General features: G+C 64.6%; 13 protein-coding genes and 2 tRNA genes. 3 read left to right on the forward strand and 12 right to left on the reverse strand.

The features are described from left to right. Positions 1–2: 2 nt before the first annotated feature. The 3 genes from LOC59_RS08765 to LOC59_RS08775 form a co-directional block, all read right to left on the reverse strand. On the reverse strand, positions 3–1382 hold the full coding sequence (locus LOC59_RS08765) for a bifunctional folylpolyglutamate synthase/dihydrofolate synthase (RefSeq protein ID WP_229971523.1): 1380 nt from the start codon (positions 1380–1382) through the stop codon (positions 3–5). After that, complete coding sequence (gene ileS / locus LOC59_RS08770) at positions 1382–4651, reverse strand: isoleucine--tRNA ligase (RefSeq protein ID WP_442860577.1); 3270 nt, start codon at positions 4649–4651, stop codon at positions 1382–1384. The genes LOC59_RS08765 and ileS overlap by 1 nt, the downstream gene beginning before the upstream one ends. A gap of 409 nt (positions 4652–5060) precedes the next feature. Beyond that, positions 5061–5804, reverse strand: coding sequence for an SDR family oxidoreductase (locus LOC59_RS08775; RefSeq protein ID WP_227895594.1), 744 nt, complete (start codon positions 5802–5804; stop codon positions 5061–5063). Between the two features lie 592 nt (positions 5805–6396). Between LOC59_RS08775 and LOC59_RS08780 the strand changes: the two genes are divergently transcribed. After that, complete coding sequence (locus LOC59_RS08780; protein ID WP_227916605.1) at positions 6397–6840, forward strand: PGPGW domain-containing protein; 444 nt, start codon at positions 6397–6399, stop codon at positions 6838–6840. Here the strand turns inward: LOC59_RS08780 and LOC59_RS08785 are convergent. Continuing rightward, positions 6770–7189 (reverse strand): DUF488 domain-containing protein, encoded by a 420-nt coding sequence (locus LOC59_RS08785; protein WP_331460431.1) that lies wholly within the window; start codon positions 7187–7189, stop codon positions 6770–6772. The two genes, LOC59_RS08780 and LOC59_RS08785, sit on opposite strands and share 71 nt — an antisense overlap. 101 nt (positions 7190–7290) lie before the next feature. Here LOC59_RS08785 and valS point away from each other — a divergent pair, with 101 nt between their 5' ends. After that, on the forward strand, positions 7291–9906 hold the full coding sequence (gene valS / locus LOC59_RS08790) for a valine--tRNA ligase (protein WP_227895591.1): 2616 nt from the start codon (positions 7291–7293) through the stop codon (positions 9904–9906). Between the two features lie 92 nt (positions 9907–9998). Here valS and LOC59_RS08795 read toward each other — a convergent pair whose 3' ends face one another. The 6 genes from LOC59_RS08795 to LOC59_RS08820 form a co-directional block, all read right to left on the reverse strand. Further along, positions 9999–10610 (reverse strand): DsbA family protein, encoded by a 612-nt coding sequence (locus LOC59_RS08795; protein ID WP_227916604.1) that lies wholly within the window; start codon positions 10608–10610, stop codon positions 9999–10001. A gap of 41 nt (positions 10611–10651) precedes the next feature. Further along, positions 10652–11944 (reverse strand): ATP-dependent Clp protease ATP-binding subunit ClpX, encoded by a 1293-nt coding sequence (gene clpX / locus LOC59_RS08800; protein WP_227916603.1) that lies wholly within the window; start codon positions 11942–11944, stop codon positions 10652–10654. 235 nt (positions 11945–12179) lie between these two features. Continuing rightward, entirely contained in the window at positions 12180–12851 is a 672-nt protein-coding gene (locus tag LOC59_RS08805; RefSeq protein ID WP_227895588.1) for an ATP-dependent Clp protease proteolytic subunit, read from the reverse strand. A 42-nt stretch (positions 12852–12893) separates the two neighbouring features. Continuing rightward, positions 12894–13508, reverse strand: a complete 615-nt coding sequence (locus LOC59_RS08810) for an ATP-dependent Clp protease proteolytic subunit (protein ID WP_227895587.1) — start codon at positions 13506–13508, stop codon at positions 12894–12896. Between the two features lie 299 nt (positions 13509–13807). After that, complete coding sequence (tig, locus tag LOC59_RS08815) at positions 13808–15160, reverse strand: trigger factor (protein WP_227895586.1); 1353 nt, start codon at positions 15158–15160, stop codon at positions 13808–13810. A 55-nt stretch (positions 15161–15215) separates the two neighbouring features. Further along, positions 15216–15289, reverse strand: a tRNA-Pro gene (locus LOC59_RS08820). Positions 15290–15428: 139 nt separating this feature from the next. Here LOC59_RS08820 and LOC59_RS08825 point away from each other — a divergent pair. After that, positions 15429–15499: transfer RNA gene (locus tag LOC59_RS08825), tRNA-Gly, on the forward strand. 71 nt (positions 15500–15570) lie between these two features. On the opposite strand, the gene LOC59_RS08830 is transcribed toward LOC59_RS08825, so the two are convergent. Continuing rightward, positions 15571–16458 (reverse strand): Fpg/Nei family DNA glycosylase, encoded by an 888-nt coding sequence (locus tag LOC59_RS08830; RefSeq protein WP_229971527.1) that lies wholly within the window; start codon positions 16456–16458, stop codon positions 15571–15573. After that, positions 16458–16934 (reverse strand): ribose-5-phosphate isomerase, encoded by a 477-nt coding sequence (locus LOC59_RS08835; RefSeq protein ID WP_227916601.1) that lies wholly within the window; start codon positions 16932–16934, stop codon positions 16458–16460. The genes LOC59_RS08830 and LOC59_RS08835 overlap by 1 nt, the downstream gene beginning before the upstream one ends. Positions 16935–16996 lie beyond the last annotated feature (62 nt).

Below are 16996 nucleotides of genomic sequence, written 5' to 3' on the forward strand. Positions count from 1 at the left end.
ACTTACTTTCCGAGAAGGGTACGCGCTTCGGCGACCACGGTGATGGAACCGATGACGAGCACGCCGCCGGCGAGGTCGTTGTTTTCCTCTGCCTTGGCCACGGCCCATTCAATGGCGTTGTCCAGGCCCGGTTCGACCTGGATCGACTCGTCCGGGAAACCGGCGTCGACAGCGTCCTGCACGAGTTCCTCGGCCGGGATGGCCCGCGGTGAGCTGGACTGGGTGAGGCAGATGCCGGTGACAATATCCCCGAGGACCTCGCGCAGTTCCGCGAGGATTCCTACCGCGTCCTTCTCCGCCAGGATGCCGGCGACGATCACCAGCGAGGACAGGTTGAAGGACTCGAGGACGGCCTGGGCGCTGACCCTGGCACCGGCAGGGTTGTGGGCAGCATCGACAATGATCGTCGGTGCGGTGCGGACAACCTCCAGGCGCCCCGGGGAGGTGACCTCACGGAAACCGGTGCGGAGCAGTTCGGCGTCGAGTTCCTTGGTCCCCCCGCCAATGAAGGCTTCCAGCGCTGCAACGGCCACGGCGGCGTTTTGGGCTTGGTGCTCCCCATGCAGGGGAACGAGGAGGTCCTCGTAGCGGCCGGCCAGTCCGCTGACGGTCACCAGCTGTCCGCCGACGGCCATGGTCCGGGATTCAACCCCGAACTCGATCCCCTCGAAGCGGAACGGGACACCGGCCTCGTTGGCCTTCTCCAGCAGCACCTGCGCGGCTTCCACCGGCTGGGCCGCACTGATCAGGAACCCGTTCTCCTTGATGATTCCGGCCTTTTCCAGGGCGATATCCGCGACGTCGTCGCCCAGGAGTTCGGTGTGGTCCAGGGAAATGGGGGTGACCACCGACACGGCGCCGTCGCCAACGTTGGTGGCGTCGGTGATGCCGCCGAGACCGACTTCGATCACGGCCACGTCCACCGGTTCGTCCGCGAAGACTGCGAACGCCAGGATCGTCACGCACTCGAAGTAGGTCAGGCGCGGTTCGCCGGCGGCATCGAGTTCTGCGTCGACCATTTCGAGGTAGGGACGAATCTCGTCCCAGATCCGGACGAACGTTTCGTCGGCGACGGGTTCACCGTCAATGCTGATGCGCTCGGTAACCTTGCTCAGGTGCGGGCTGGTGTACCGGCCGGTGCGCAGCCCGTACGCCCGCAGGCCGCCCTCGATCAGCCGCGCCGTCGACGTCTTGCCGTTGGTTCCGGTGATGTGGATGATCGGGAACGCCTTGTTCGGCTCGCCCAGGATTTCCATGGCCCGAAACATCGGAGCCATCCGCGGCTCCATCTTGTTCTCCGGGGCACGGCTGAGCAGTTCAGCGTAGACGCTCTCGACTGAGAAGCCATCGATGGAGCCTGAGGGGCTGTCTTCAGTGGTCATCAGATTTTCTCCACGGTCACGGTAAATGAGTCGTCCTGGTCTCCGGAGCCCTCGACCACCAGTTCTCCGGTCAGGGTTTCGGCCTTGACCAGGTCGGCATTGGCCTTCAGTGCTGCCGCGCTTTGTGCCCCGGTGACTACCGTGGTGCGGATCCGGTCACTGATGTGCAGGTTTGCGTCGCGGCGGGCCTGCTGGATGGCACGGATGGCATCCCGGGCGGCGCCCTCGGCGGCCAGTTCCGGTGTTACCTCAGTGTCCAGAACCAGGAAACCGCCGCCGGGCAGGACTGCCACGGCCTTGGAAGATTCGCCGTCTCCGGACTCCACCACCGTTTCCAGGGTGTACTCGTGCGGTTCCAGCGCCAGTCCCCCGGCGGTAACCGTCCCGTCCTCGGCCACGGACCAGTCACCGGACTTGGAGCCCTTGATGGCGGCCTGGACGTTCTTGCCCAGGCGCGGGCCGGCGGCGCGTGCGTTTACCACCAGCTTCTGCGTGATGCCGAACTCGGCAGGATCAGCCTCTGCGGCATCAACCAGACGGACGGACTTGAGGTTCAGTTCATCCGCGATGATCGCAGCGAACTGGCCCTGGAGAGCTTCGGCTTCCGGAGCCACCACGGTCATCCCGGCAAGCGGCAGCCGGACCCGGAGGTTGGCGGCCTTGCGCAGCGAGGAGCCGACGGAGGCGATTTTCCGGGTGAGGTCCATGCGTGCCACCAAATCCGGATCCCGGGGGAAGGCACCGGCTTCGGGCCAATCCGTCAGGTGGACCGAGCGTCCGCCTGTCAAACCACGCCAGATCTCCTCGGTCACCAGCGGCAGCAGCGGCGCCGCCACACGGCAGACAGCTTCAAGGCAGGTGTACAGAACGTCGAAGGCCTGGGTGTCTTCGTCGAAGAACCGGGTGCGGCTGCGGCGGACGTACCAGTTGGTGAGCGTATCCATATAGGCGCGCAGCATTTCGCAGGCCACGGAAACGTCATAGGTGTCCAGCGCCGTCGTCATGTCCCGGATGAGGTCGCCCGTGGCGGCCAGCATGTAGGTATCCAGCGGTTCCGTGGATTCGTGGCGCAGGGATGCCTCATACCCGGCACCGTTGTTCGCGGCGTTGGTGTAGAGGGTAAAGAAGTGCCACACGTTCCACAGCGGCAGGATGACCTGGCGGACGCCGTCGCGGATCCCCTGTTCGGTCACGATCAGGTTGCCGCCGCGCAGGATCGGCGAGGCCATGAGGAACCAGCGCATGGCGTCGGAGCCGTCGCGGTCCAGGACCTCGGAAACGTCCGGGTAGTTCTGCAGCGACTTGGACATCTTCTGCCCATCGGAACCGAGGACGATTCCGTGGCTGATGACATTGCGGAACGCCGGCCGGTCAAAGAGTGCCGTGGCCAGGATGTGCAGCGTGTAGAACCAGCCGCGGGTCTGGCCGATGTACTCCACGATAAAGTCGCCCGGGTTGTGGTGCTCGAACCAGTCCGCGTTCTCATGCGGGTAGTGCACCTGGGCGTACGGCATCGAGCCTGAGTCGAACCAGACGTCCAGCACGTCCTCGACACGGCGCATGGTGGACTTGCCGGTGGGATCGTCCGGGTTGGGGCGGGTCAGCTCATCGATGAACGGGCGGTGCAGGTCCGGCTGGCCTTCCTTGTTCAGCGGCAACCGGCCGAAGTCCGCTTCCATCTCGGCGAGGGAGCCGTAAACGTCGGTGCGCGGGTAGTTGGGGTCATCCGAAACCCACACCGGGATGGGGCTGCCCCAGTAGCGGTTGCGGCTGATCGACCAGTCGCGGGCGTTTTCCAGCCACTTGCCGAACTGGCCGTCTTTCACGTTCTCCGGGATCCAGTTGATCTGCTGGTTCAGCTCGATCATGCGGTCCTTGATCTTGGTGACCTCCACGAACCAGGAGGAGACCGCCTTGTAGATCAGCGGGTTCCGGCAGCGCCAGCAGTGCGGGTAGCTGTGCTCGTAGCTGGCCTGGCGCAGCAGGCGCCCCTGGGCCTTGAGCTCGCGGGTGATCGGCTTGTTGGCATCGAATACCTGCAGGCCGGCGATCTCGCTCAGCGGGCCTTCGCCGAACATGGGCAGGAACTTGCCGCCCTCGTCCACGGAAAGGATCACCGGGATGCCGTTGGCTTCGCAGATTTTCTGGTCGTCCTCACCGTAGGCCGGGGCCTGGTGGACGATTCCGGTGCCGTCGGTGGTGGTGACATAGTCAGCCACGACGATCCGCCAGGCGTTGGCAGTGCCCCACTTTTCGGCGTCGGCGTAGTAGTTCCAGAGCGGCGCGTAGCCCAGGCCTTCGAGCTCCTTGCCCGTGTGCACGGAGGTGACGGCCGCACGGGCTGCCTCGGCGTCGTCGTATCCCAGGTCCTTAGCATAGGACGCCAGCAGGTCCTCGGCGAGGAGGAAACGGCCCTCCCCGGCTGCCGTGCCGTTGGGGCCCGCGGGCACGACGGCGTAGCGGACGTCGGGCCCGACGGCGAGGGCCATGTTTGTAGGCAGCGTCCAGGGCGTGGTGGTCCAGGCGATGGCGTTGACGCCCTCGAGCTCGGCAGAGAGCACGTTGTCTCCGGCGGTGATCGGGAAGGTCACCGTGACCGTCTGGTCCTGGCGCATCTTGTAGACGTCGTCGTCCATGCGCAGCTCGTGGTTGGAGAGCGGAGTCTCGTCCTTCCAGCAGTACGGAAGCACCCGGAAACCGCTGTAGGTCAGACCCTTCTCATGCAGGGTCTTGAAGGCCCAGATGACCGACTCCATGTACTCGACGTTGAGCGTCTTGTAGTCGTTCTCGAAGTCCACCCAGCGTGCCTGGCGCGTGACGTAGTCCTGCCACTCACCGGCGTACTTCATGACCGAGGCACGGCAGGCATCATTGAACTTGTCGATGCCCATCTTCTCGATCTGGACCTTGTCGCTCATGCCGAGCTGCTTCATGGCTTCCAGTTCGGCCGGCAGCCCGTGGGTGTCCCAGCCGAACCGGCGCTCCACGCGGTGTCCGCGCTGCGTCTGGTATCGGGCCACCAGGTCCTTGACGTAGCCGGTGAGCAGGTGGCCGTAGTGCGGCAGGCCGTTGGCGAAGGGAGGGCCGTCGTAGAAGACGAACTCGTTGGAGCCGTCCTCCCCGGCGGGCCGGGCATCAATGGAGGCCTGGAAGGTACCGTCCTTGTCCCAGTACTTCAGGACCCGCTCTTCGAGTTCGGGGAACCTGGGCGAAGACGCTGCAGCTTCGGCGGAATCGCCGGCGGAGGCCTTGGGGTAGATCTGTGGCATGTTCGTCATCCTGATAGCGGCAAATGAATCTGGCTGTAAAAACAGGATGCAAGGGCGATTCACCCTTCCGGCTGACGCCGTGCGGGAAACCGCGGTACCACCTCGCTTGCCGCCGTCGCCCGCCCTGGTATTCCAGATGCGTGCGCCGGCTGCCGCTCATTGACTGCTGTGACGGGCTTACCCGTCCGGTTCTACTGGGTGCCTGCCCTGCGAGGAGAGGCACTGTTCTTCCGGAAGCTCGCCGGTGATGGCCGGGTCAAAGCTGCTTGGCCCAGTTTAGGCCACCTCCGGGCGTCTGTCGAAGCTGCGTGCCGGAGCCGGCCGTGCCGGGTGGCCGGCGCCCCCGCAGCCGTGCGGGCGGCGCGCCGCGTGGCCGTGCCGGGCGGCGCGCCGCTCGCCGGCACCGCGCCTAGCGGCGGATGACTTTGTGCTGCGCTGCCTGTGCCACTGGACGGATGACGACCTGGTCCAGGTTCACGTGGTGCGGAGCGTTGAGCGCGTAGGCCATGACGTCCGCGACGTCGGCCGCGGTGAGCGGCTTCTCGACGCCGGCGTAGATCTTGTCTGCGGCAGCTGCGTCTCCGAGCCGGTTCAGCGAGAACTCCTCGGTCTTGACCATGCCCGGAAGGATCTCGATAACCCTGATGTTGTGCTCCGCTTCTTCGAGGCGCAGTGCTTGGGTCAGTGCTTCCTCGCCGGCTTTCGCCGCGCAGTAACCTGCTCCCCCTTCGTACGCTGCGAGCGCCGCCGTGGATGTGAGCATGAGGATGGACCCGTGTCCGTTCTCGCGCAGCGCGGGCAGGAACGCCTGCGTCACGTAGAGCGCCCCCAGAACGTTCACGTTGTACATCCGGATCCAGTCGTCCGGCTTTCCCTCCGCCACGGAGTCCATGCCGAAGGCACCGCCGGCGTTGTTCACGATGGCATCCACTCCCCCGCCGTCGAGCACCTGCCGGGCCATGGCTTCCACCGAAGCCTGGTCGGTGACGTCGCAGGTGAGGACCTGGGCGCCGGTTTCTGCCGCCAATTCCTGCAGCCGGTCCTCACGCCGGGCAACGGCGATGACATCCCAGCCGGTGTCCTTGAGGGCGCGCACTGCCGCCGCTCCAATGCCCGAGCTTGCTCCGGTTACCACTACGCGCTTGTTCGTCATGCGGGCCAGCCTAGCGAACGGCATCCCGGTTCGCCCGGAACACGGCCGTGCTGCGCCTTGCATCCTTTGCTCCGCTAGCGCTGTTCAGCGGTGGTTTATCCCGTCGGCGTACCCGCCTCACCGCACGGTTTCCCAGCCCTGGTTACTGTTGTGACTCCTGCGGTCCCCGCCCGTGCACGTCCCCGGCCCCCTGGTTACTGTTGTGACTCCTGAGCTCCCACCAGAAGCCATATGCAACTGCTTCTATCGCGTGCACGGTCCCAGTCTGAGCAGCATTCAATCCGTGTACGGTCAGGTGCCCTACCTGTGGAGCCTCACGCCGTCCACTGTCGAGGCACCGAACTTGTGCAGGGATGGTCGACGCCGGCGCTCGGCTCCCAGCGCGCAGATTCCCGCTCATTGTTACCGGTGATCCTGGTGGGACCCCACCCGTCGCATCCGTAACGAGGGCTGGGAAGCTGTGCACGGCAGGAAAGGCGGGGGCCGCATTCCGGGTCCCCTCCACCTCCCGGGGCTGCCCACACCCGGACGCCCTTCGCCCCGGCCAGACCTGACTCGTGCCGATCCGGCGCAGCTGTGCGAAGCTGGCTCCATGCCCCGTTCCGACAGAATCCCCGCCTGGGTCCGCCGCACCGGGATTGAGGTAGCCGGCTGGACCTTGATCGTGCTGGGCGCTGCCGCGCTGGTGCTCCCCGGGCCGGGCCTGCTGATGCTGGTCGCCGGGCTGGCAATACTGTCCCTGCGCTACCACTGGGCCAGCCGGTGGCTGCATCCGGTCAAGGTCCGGGCATACCGTGCTGCTGAGCAGGGGGTTCAGTCCTGGACCCGGATCGTCCTTGCGCTGACCAGCGCCGTGACCTTGATTGCCGCGGGGATCACCTGGGGACTGTGGCGCCGGGTTCCCCAGTGGTGGCCCCTGCATCACGACTGGTGGCTCCCCGGCGGCTGGAGTACCGGAGCCCTGCTCATCCTGTCCGGCTGTCTGGCCATCTTCCTGGTTGGCTACAGCTACGTGAGGTTCCGGCCGAGCAGGTAGTCCCGCAGCACAACGGCTTCATTCTCCTGCTCGTTGCGGGCTCCGAAGAGCAGGACGGTCTCCGGCCGCCCAGCGCACTGGGCCGCAAAATCCACGACGGCGTCGTTGTTCTCCAGTTCTGGAGATACCGCTGGGTGAAGCCCTCCCACCGTTCCGGACGGTGCCCGAACCACTCCCGCAGTTCGGTGCTGGGTGCCGCGTCCTTGAACCATTCATCCAACGCCGCCCTTGCCTTGGACACCCCGCGGGGCCAGAGCCTGTCGACCAGGACCCGAAAGCCGCCGTCGGGCTCCGCGTAGATTCGCTGCAGCCTCAGTTGGGAAGGAGTAACGCCGCCGATTCCAGCCATGTATCGGAGGCTAGGCGCTTCGCTCCGGTGCTGGGAAGGGTTTCGGTCCACGGGGAGGACACAGACGCACAAGCCGCACGGCACATGGGAGAATGGACACCATGGCTGAAAATATCCCGGGCACAGACACGCCCGCCGCGACCGTTTCCGTTCCTGACAAGCCCGCCCTGGAAGGGCTGGAAGAGACCCTCAGCCGCCGCTGGCGCGAAGAGGGAACTTATGCTTTTGATCCCGACACGGTCCGGGACGAGGTCTACTCGATTGACACTCCGCCGCCGACCGCCTCGGGTTCCCTGCACGTTGGACACATGTTCTCCTACACGCAGACCGACGTCCTCGCCCGCTACCAGCGGATGAAGGGCAAGAACGTCTTCTATCCGATGGGATGGGATGACAACGGCCTTCCCACGGAGCGCCGGGTGCAGAACTACTACGGCGTCCGCTGCGATCCGACCAAGCCGTACGATCCGGATTACCGTCCGCCGGCAACCGCGCCCAAGAACCAGCGCGATTTCGACGTGATCTCCCGCCGGAACTTCATCGAGCTCTGTGAAGAGCTGGCGGTCGAGGATGAAAAGGTCTTCGAGAACCTCTTCAGCACCCTCGGCCTGTCCGTCGATTGGACCCGCACCTACCGGACCATCGACGACCACTCCCGCGCCGTCAGCCAGCGCGCCTTCCTGGAAAATCTCAAGGCCGGCGATGCCTACATGGCAGAAGCACCGACCCTCTGGGACGTCACCTTCCGCACCGCTGTGGCCCAGGCCGAGCTCGAGGACCGCGAGCAGCCCGGCGCCTACCACCGGATCAGCTTCCACGCCCCGGACGGCGAGAAGATCTTCATCGAAACCACCCGCCCGGAACTGCTGCCTGCCTGCGTGGCACTGGTGGCACACCCCGACGACGAGCGTTACCAGCGCCTGTTCGGCACCACCGTGAAGTCCCCGCTCTTCGACGTCGAGGTCGAGGTCAAGGCACACCCGCTGGCCAAGCCGGACAAGGGCTCGGGCATCGCCATGATCTGCACCTTCGGCGACCTCACCGACGTCACCTGGTGGCGCGAGCTGAACCTGCCCACCCGTGCCGTGATTGGCCGCGACGGCCGCATCCTGGCCGACACCCCGGACTGGATCACGACGCCGGCCGCGCAGGAAAACTACGCAGCAGTCGCCGGCAAGACCGTCTTCAGCGCCAAGGAAGCCGTCGTCGAGATGCTCCGCGAAAGCGGCGACCTGGACGGCGAGCCGAAGAAGATCACCCACCCGGTGAACTTCTTCGAAAAGGGCGACAAGCCGCTTGAGGTTGTCACCAGCCGCCAGTGGTACATCCGCAACGGCGGCCGCGACGCCGACCGCCGCGAGGCCCTGATCGCCCGCGGCAAGGAAATCGACTTCCACCCCGCGTTCATGCGGTCCCGCTACGAGAACTGGATCGAAGGCCTCAACGGCGACTGGCTGGTTTCCCGCCAGCGCTTCTTCGGCGTTCCCGTTCCGGTCTGGTACCCGCTGGATAACTCCGGCAACCCGGACTACGACAACCCGATCCTGCCGTCCTTCGAGTCCCTCCCGGCAGACCCGGCAGCGGACCCGGCACCTGGCTACGAAGAGTCCCAGCGCAACGCTCCGGGCGGCTTCATTGGCGACGCAGACGTGCTGGACACCTGGGCGACGTCTTCCCTGACCCCGCAGATCGTGGGCGGCTGGGGCGTGGATGAGGACCTGTTCTCCAAGGTCTTCCCGTTCGACCTGCGCCCGCAGGGCCACGACATCATCCGGACCTGGCTGTTCTCCTCCGTGGTCCGCGCTGATGCCCTGCAGCACGCGGCTCCGTGGAAGCACGCAGCGATCTCCGGCTGGATCCTGGATCCGGACCGCAAGAAGATGTCCAAGTCCAAGGGCAACGTAGTGGTCCCCACTGATGTGCTCAACGAGTACGGGTCCGACGCCGTCCGATACTGGGCCGCCTCCGCCAAGCTGGGCGCGGACACCGCCTACGAAATCGCACAGATGAAGATCGGCCGGCGGCTGGCCATCAAGCTGCTCAACGCCTCCAAGTTCGTGCTGAACCTCGGCGCGACGGAAGCCAATGTGGTTTCAGCCGACGCTTCGGTAATCACGAACCCGCTGGACAAGTCGCTCCTGGTGCAGCTGGTCGACGTCGTCAACAATGCGACGAAGGCGTTCGAGAGCTACGACTACGCCCGGGCACTGCAGATCACCGAGTCCTTCTTCTGGTCCTTCACGGACGACTACGTGGAGCTGATCAAGGATCGGGCCTACGGCGCCGCCGGTGACGCAGAGCAGGCCTCCGTCCTGGCAACCCTGGCCACAACGCTGGATTCGCTCCTGCGCCTGTTCGCCCCGTTCCTGCCCTTCGCCACCGAAGAGGTCTGGAGCTGGTGGCGTGCGGGTTCCGTCCACCGCGCCACCTGGCCTGCCGTGGAGGGTCTCGCCGCAGAAGTATCCGGTGCCGACGCTGCGATCCTGGGAACGGTTGCCCAGGCCCTCGGCGGCATCCGCAAGGCGAAGTCCGAGGCAAAGGTCAAGCAGCGCACCGAGGTCCTGGCGGCCACGGTGACGGCCCCGGCAGCGCAGGTGGCACGCCTGCGCGCGGGCCTGCCTGACCTGCTGGCTGCCGGTAATGTCCGGAAGCTGGACTTGGCTGAGGGCGACGGCGAGATGGCCGTGACCGGCGTCGAGCTGGCCCCCGCGGAATAGAACGAAAAGCACGTGCCCCCGGCCGGATGATCCGGCCGGGGGCACGTGCGTTTAAGGCTGCGAGGAGTTCCTGAGCGGGGAACTCACCTTAGCTAGCCGAACTGCGGGGTCTCGGTGCGGCTGCGCTTGAGTTCAAAGAAAGCCGGGTTGGAGGCCAGGAGCACGGCGCCGTCGAACATCTTTCCGGCTTCCTCACCGCGCGGAATCCGGGTGAGCACCGGGCCAAAGAAAGCGGTGCCGTTGAAAGCCACGACCGGTGTGCCGACGTCGTCGCCTACCATGTCGATGGCCCGCTGGTGGGACGCGCGGAGCTGGTCGTCGAACTTGTCAGTTGCGGCGATCTCGGCAAGTTCGGCCGGCAGGCCGGCTTCCTGCAGCGATTCGGCAATGACCGCGTCGTAGTCCTTCATTTCCTTTTCGTGGATGCGCGTGCCCATGGCGTCATAGAGCTTCTTGATGTTCTCGGGTCCGTGCAGCTCCGCGGCGGCAATGATGACCCGAACCGGGCCCCAGGCCTTGTCGATCCGTTCCCGGTAGGCTTCCGGCAGGTCGCGTCCCTCGTTCAGCACCGCAAGGCTCATGACGTGCCAGTCAGTACGGACATCGCGCACCTTTTCGACTTCGCCCATCCAGCGCGAAGTGACCCAGGCGAACGGGCAGGTGGGATCGAACCAGAAATCGGCTGTGGCAGTGCTGTTGGACACGGGTTTGCTCCTTGGCGCAGTGTGTTGCTGGGGTGGTGACGCTAGGCCGACTTGTTCCGCCGCTTCGCGATCACGTCGTGTGAGATCAGGGTGGGTTCCACCTTGTCGGTCACTGCCTCCCGGGTGATCACGACACGCGCGACGTCGTCCCGGCTGGGCAGGTCGAACATGACCGGCAGCAGTACCTCTTCGAGGATCGCACGCAAGCCGCGGGCACCGGTGCCGCGCTCCAGTGCCTGGTCAGCGATGGCGTCGAGGGCGTCGGCGTCGAACACCAGCTCCACGCCGTCGAGCTGGAACATTTTCTGGAACTGCTTCACCAGAGCGTTCTTCGGTTCGGTCAGGATCTGGATGAGCGCGGTACGGTCCAGGTTGGAGACCGTGGTGATGACCGGCAGCCGGCCAATGAATTCAGGGATGAGGCCAAACTTCAGCAGGTCCTCCGGCATGACCTCCGCGTAGGAATCCGTTCCCTTGGTGGTCTCATTCAGCGGGGCGCCAAAACCGATGCCCTTGCGGCCGGACCGCGAGCCGATGATTTCCTCCAGTCCGGCGAAGGCGCCGGCAACGATGAAGAGGACGTTCGTGGTGTCGATCTGGATGAATTCCTGGTGCGGATGCTTGCGCCCGCCCTGCGGCGGCACCGAGGCAACCGTGCCCTCCAGGATCTTCAGCAGTGCCTGCTGCACCCCTTCGCCGGAGACATCCCGGGTGATGGAAGGGTTCTCGCTTTTGCGCGAAATCTTGTCGATCTCGTCAATGTAGATGATGCCCTGCTCGGCCTTCTTGACGTCATAGTCAGCGGCCTGGATGAGCTTCAGGAGGATGTTCTCAACGTCCTCGCCCACGTAGCCGGCTTCCGTCAGCGCGGTGGCATCAGCGACGGCGAACGGCACGTTCAGCCGTCGGGCCAGCGTCTGTGCCAGATAGGTCTTGCCGCAGCCGGTGGGGCCGATCAGGAGGATGTTGGACTTGCCGATCTCCACGTCCTCGGTACCGACCGCGTCGGTCAGGTTCCCGGGACCGCGCGTCGCATGTCCGGACTGGATGCGCTTGTAATGGTTGTAGACGGCGACGGCGAGGGACCGCTTGGCCGGTTCCTGTCCGATGACGTATTCCTGCAGGGAGTCGAAGATTTCCCGCGGCTTGGGCAGGACAAAGGTATCGCCCTCGGTTGATTCCGAGAGTTCCTCTTCGATGATCTCGTTGCACAGCTCGATGCACTCATCGCAGATGTAGACCCCGGGGCCGGCAATGAGCTTCCGCACCTGCTTCTGGCTCTTTCCGCAGAAAGAGCACTTAAGCAGATCTGTGCTCTCACCAATGCGAGCCATAGTTCAGTCCCCTTTAGATGGTCCCCGGAAAGGCGGTTGCCGTGCCGGAGGAATAACGTGCCGGAAGGAAATGCGTGCCTGTCAGCATGGTCCACTCTAGGACACTTGGAGGAGCTAATCAGCAACCAAGAAGCCCGTGGTGCGGTTTTTCCGCTCCACGGGCTTCCGTCGCTGCCCCTGCCATGCGTGGTGGATGCCCGCAGCTGGGCCAAGGCGCTTAGGCCCGAAGGGCAGCTCAGCTCTTGTTGATGGCCGGTGTCTTGATCTTGCGCGAATCGAGCACCTGGTCGATCAGCCCGTATTCGAGGGCCAGCTGTGCAGTCAGGATCTTGTCGCGTTCGATGTCCCGGTTGACTTCCTCCGACGTCTTGTTGGAGTGCAGTGCCAGGGTGTCCTCAAGCCAGGTCCGCATGCGCATGACCTCTGCTGCCTGGATCTCCAGGTCGGAGGCCTGTCCCCGCTCACCGCCGCCGAGGGCCGGCTGGTGGATGAGCACGCGTGCGTTCGGCAGTGCCAGGCGCTTGCCCGGGGTACCGGCTGCCAGCAGGACGGCAGCAGCGCTGGCGGCCTGGCCAAGGCAAACCGTCTGGATTTCCGGGCGGATGTACTGCATGGTGTCGTAAATTGCCGTCATGGCCGTGAACGAGCCGCCGGGAGAGTTGATGTAGAGGGTGATGTCGCGGTCCGGGTCCGTGGATTCCAGCACCAGGAGCTGCGCCATGACGTCGTCGGCTGACGCGTCGTCAACCTGCACGCCGAGGAAGATGATGCGGTCCTCGAACAGCTTGGTGTAGGGGTCCTGGCGCTTGAAGCCGTACGGCGTGCGCTCTTCGAACTGCGGCAGTACGTAACGGCTGGACGGCATCTGCGGAGCCATGGCGCCCGGGGTTCCGAAATTGTGGTTCATTGCTTTACTCCTGAAGTCTTTGTGTGCGCTGCCCGGTGCAGGTTATTCCTGCTCGCCGTCCTGGTCCTGGTTGGTTCCGCCGCCGCCGGTAACTCCGCCGGCGTGGGCGGAGATCTTGTCGAAGAAGCCGTAGGCGAGGCCTTCCTCAGCGGTGAACCACTTGTCGCGGTCGTTGTCCTTCAGGATGGTCTCAACGCTCTGGCCGGTCTGCTCGGCGGTGAGCTCGGCCATGACCTGCTTCATGTGCAGGATCAGTTCAGCCTGGATGCGGATATCGGAGGCGGTGCCGCCGATGCCGCCGGACGGCTGGTGCATGAGGATACGTGCGTGCGGCGTAGCGTAGCGCTTGCCTTTCGTGCCGGAGGACAGCAGGAACTGTCCCATCGACGCCGCCAGGCCGGTAGCGACGGTGACGACGTCGTTCGGAATGAACTGCATGGTGTCATAGATGGCCATGCCGGCCGTTACCGAGCCGCCCGGGGAGTTGATGTAGAGGTAGATGTCCTTTTCGGGGTCCTCGGCGGAGAGCAGGAGGAGCTGGGAGCAGATCGCGTTGGCATTGTCGTCCCGAACCTCGGAGCCGAGCCAGATGATCCGTTCCTTCAGCAGCCGGTTGTAGATGTAGTCATCCCGGCTGGCCGGGTCCACAGTAGCCATAGTGGGTGTGCTGGGTGCATTTGCCATACTGAGTGACCTCTCGCTCTGGCGGGTTACCGGTCCGCTGTGTACACCGGATTGGCCTCCGCCGTTTATCTCTTCTTGGACACTAACCGGTCGTGTGTTGCTTTTGCTCCCGTTACGCGCACTGTTCGCTGACGGCGCACGGTGCGCCCGCCCGCCGCATGCGTCCGTGGCGCACAGCTTTGCGGAAGGCTGGAACTACCGGATTAAAGCACGCAGCACCGCAGCCTGGGCTGCGGTGCTGCGATGCTGGTTTTTCTCGCTTGGAATAAAGCCTAGGCCTTGTCGTCGGCTGCCTCTTCGGCGGCGTCGGCCTCAGGTGCCGTCTCTTCGCCTTCCGGGCGGACGAACGCGGTCAGGTCGACCTCGGCGCCGGTGGTGTCGGAAACCTTCGCCAGTTCCAGGACCTTGGCGAGGGCCTTGCGGCGGCGGACTTCGCCAACCATCATCGGAACCTGGCCGCCCTGGTCAATGAGCTGTGCGAACTGGTTGGGATCCATGCCGTACTGTCCGGCCATCGACACGATGTAGTCGATGAGCTCGTTCTGGTTGACCCCGACCTCTTCCTTGTCCGCGACAGCGTCCAGGATGATTTCGTTCTTGAACGCCTGCTCGGTGTTCTCGCGGATCTCGGCGCGGTGCTCTTCGTTGTCATGGTCTTCGCCGGCAGCGTGGGCCGAATCAGAGTTGAAGTGCTGCTCAAGCTGCTCTTCGATGACAGACTCCGGAACCGGAACCTCAACCATTTCCAGCAGCTTCTCGAGGACCTTGTCGCGGGCTTCGACGCCCTGCTCCATGACCTTGGCTTCGGCTGCGCGCTTTGCCAGGTCTTCGCGGAGTTCGGCGATGGTGTCGAACTCGCTCGCCAGCTGGGCGAAGTCGTCGTTGGCCTCGGGGAGTTCGCGCTCCTTGACAGCCTTCACGGTGACGGTGACCTCGGCGTCGGAGCCTGCGTGCTCACCGCCGGCCAGCTTGGTGACGAACGTTGCCGACTCGTCTGCGGAGAGACCGGTAACTGCTTCATCCATGCCTTCAAGCATGGTGCCGGCGCCGACCTGGTAGGACAGGTCCGCAGCGGAATCCACCTCTTCGCCGTCGACCTTCGCGACCAGGTCCATGGTCAGGAAGTCGTCGTTGGCAGCGGGGCGGTCAACGGATTTCAGCGTGCCAAAGCGGCCGCGAAGCTCGTCCAGCGCCTTGTCGACGTCGCCGTCTGCGGCTTCGGCCGGCTCAACGGTGACCTCGATGCCTGCGTAGTCCGGCAGTTCGATTTCGGGGCGGATGTCCAGCTCGACGTTGAAGACCAGCTGGCCTTCGTCCGAAGTGGGATCGGGAACTTCGCTGATCTCAACCTCAGGCCGGCTCAGGGGGCGGATGCCCGTTTCCTGGACTGCTGCCTGGTAGAACCCGTTCAGGCCTTCGTTGATGGCGGTTTCGAGGACGTAGCCGCGGCCAACGCGCTGGTCGATGAGCTTGTTGGGGACCTTGCCCTTGCGGAAGCCCGGGACCTGCACCTGGGTGGCGATGGTCTTGTAGGCCTCGTCGATGCTCGGCTTCAATTCCTCAAGCGGAACTTCTACGTTGAGCTTTACCCGCGTGGGTGTGAGGTTTTCTACAGCGCTCTTCACAGCGTTAGTTCTCCTGAGGGTTCTGGGGTTGGTCTGCACCGTTGTTCATACAGAGTCGGGGTGACAGGATTTGAACCTGCGACTTCCTGCTCCCAAAGCAGGCGCTCTTCCAAGCTGAGCTACACCCCGTCAGTGCACCTGACAGCCTACCGGCATTGTTGCAATCATGCACAATTCCGGACCTGCCCGGCACACCGTTCGAAGCGGAAGCCGCCGATTGTCCATCCGCCGAAAACCCGTGCTAAGGTAAATCCTGCCTTAGGGCGCCGGGGATGTAGCTCAATGGTAGAGCCTCAGTCTTCCAAACTGATTACGCGGGTTCGATTCCCGTCATCCCCTCGGCGGATTATTTCCCCCAAAGAGTCCCGATCTACGGTACAGACACCGTGAACCGGGACTTTTTTGTGTCCTTATCCTGCTTGGCAGGACGGGCACCAGTACAGCTTCCGCGCGGCCATGTCCGTCATGGCCACCGCGGTACCGCAGATCCGGCAGGGCAGGCCCTGGCGCTTATAGACGTAATGCGCATCACTGGCCGGCGCCGGCTGCGACTGATCGCCGCGGTGCTCCGGACGCGTCGTAACAATCCTTCCGGCGGCGACGCCGTCGGCCATCAGCACGACGGCGTCCTTCCACAGGTCAAGCGCCGTGGCCTGAAGAACCTGTTTACCCGGCTGCCGGGGCGGTATCTGCGCCCGGAACAGCAGCTCGGCCCGGTAGACGTTGCCTACGCCGGCGAGGACTTCCTGGTTCATCAGCAGCTGTCCCACCGGCGAATTCCGCTGAGTCAGCCGGCGAACGAACTCCTCCGGGTCTGCGTCCGGCTGCAGCGGGTCCGGGCCCAGCCTTGCCAGGACTGCCGAGCGTTCGTGCTCAGTGACAACCTCGCATGCCGTGGGGCCGCGCAGATCCGCCCATCCGTGATCGGATACCAAGCGGACGCGCACCGCACCCCGGGGCTCAGGCGGGCCCGCATACGCGGCCATGCCGCCGTCGTCAGCTACTTCATGCTCCCCCACCCGGCGCGGCGCACCGATGCTGGACGAACCGCGGAACGTCTCATCTCCGCCGAAATCGAAGGCACCGTAAAGTCCCAGATGGATTCGCAGGAAAAGTTCGTTGTCGAACCCCAGGAACAACTGCTTTCCGTGTGCTTCGGCGTCGACGAGGACGTGCCCGTCCAGCTGTGCGGCCCCCGCAGTAAACCGGCCCTGGGGGCTGGAAACCGCCAGCCTCTGCCCGGCAAAAACCGACCGGAATTGCCGGGCGAGCCGGTGGATGGAGTGGCCTTCAGGCATCAGCGGGCGGCAATGGCGCCGCTGGTCTCGTACTCCGCAATCTGTCCGATGCGCCGGACGTGGCGTTCGGCATCGCTGAAGGGCTCTGCGAGGAACGCGTCAATGATGTTCGTCGCTTCGGCGAGGCTGTGCTGCCGTCCGCCGACTGCGACGACGTTGGCGTCGTTGTGCTGGCGGGCAAGACGCGCCGTGTCCAGGTTCCACGCGAGGGCCGCACGGATGCCGCGGACCTTGTTGGCAGCGATCTGCTCTCCGTTGCCTGAACCGCCCAGCACGATGCCCAGGGCATCGATTCCGGCTGCCTGGTCCGCGGCAACAGCTTTTGCGGCGTCAATGCAGAAACCCGGGTAGTCGTCTTCCGCGTCATACTCCTTGGGACCGTGGTCCACGACCTCATACCCCTTCGAAGCCAGGTGTTCCTGCAGGTGGGCGCTAAGTTCGAGTCCTGCATGGTCTGTAGCGATATGGACGCGCATGGGTTTCCGTTCATGGGTGTATGTGGTGGAACTTCCAGTACCAGCTTAACTTTTTTGCCCTC

Source organism: Arthrobacter sp. zg-Y916, assembly GCF_020907385.1.
Classification (GTDB): domain Bacteria; phylum Actinomycetota; class Actinomycetes; order Actinomycetales; family Micrococcaceae; genus Arthrobacter_B; species Arthrobacter_B caoxuetaonis.

Bases quoted from the DNA above. Each gene is read 5' to 3' on its own strand.
- LOC59_RS08765 (WP_229971523.1), bottom strand. From the start codon at position 1,382: ATGACCACTGAAGACAGCCCCTCAGGCTCCATCGATGGCTTCTCAGTC.
- ileS (WP_442860577.1), bottom strand. From the start codon at position 4,651: ATGCCACAGATCTACCCCAAGGCCTCCGCCGGCGATTCCGCCGAAGCT.
- LOC59_RS08775 (WP_227895594.1), bottom strand. From the start codon at position 5,804: ATGACGAACAAGCGCGTAGTGGTAACCGGAGCAAGCTCGGGCATTGGA.
- LOC59_RS08780 (WP_227916605.1), top strand. From the start codon at position 6,397: ATGCCCCGTTCCGACAGAATCCCCGCCTGGGTCCGCCGCACCGGGATT.
- LOC59_RS08785 (WP_331460431.1), bottom strand. From the start codon at position 7,189: ATGGCTGGAATCGGCGGCGTTACTCCTTCCCAACTGAGGCTGCAGCGA.
- valS (WP_227895591.1), top strand. From the start codon at position 7,291: ATGGCTGAAAATATCCCGGGCACAGACACGCCCGCCGCGACCGTTTCC.
- clpX (WP_227916603.1), bottom strand. From the start codon at position 11,944: ATGGCTCGCATTGGTGAGAGCACAGATCTGCTTAAGTGCTCTTTCTGC.
- LOC59_RS08805 (WP_227895588.1), bottom strand. From the start codon at position 12,851: ATGAACCACAATTTCGGAACCCCGGGCGCCATGGCTCCGCAGATGCCG.
- LOC59_RS08810 (WP_227895587.1), bottom strand. From the start codon at position 13,508: ATGGCTACTGTGGACCCGGCCAGCCGGGATGACTACATCTACAACCGG.
- LOC59_RS08830 (WP_229971527.1), bottom strand. From the start codon at position 16,458: ATGCCTGAAGGCCACTCCATCCACCGGCTCGCCCGGCAATTCCGGTCG.
- LOC59_RS08835 (WP_227916601.1), bottom strand. From the start codon at position 16,934: ATGCGCGTCCATATCGCTACAGACCATGCAGGACTCGAACTTAGCGCC.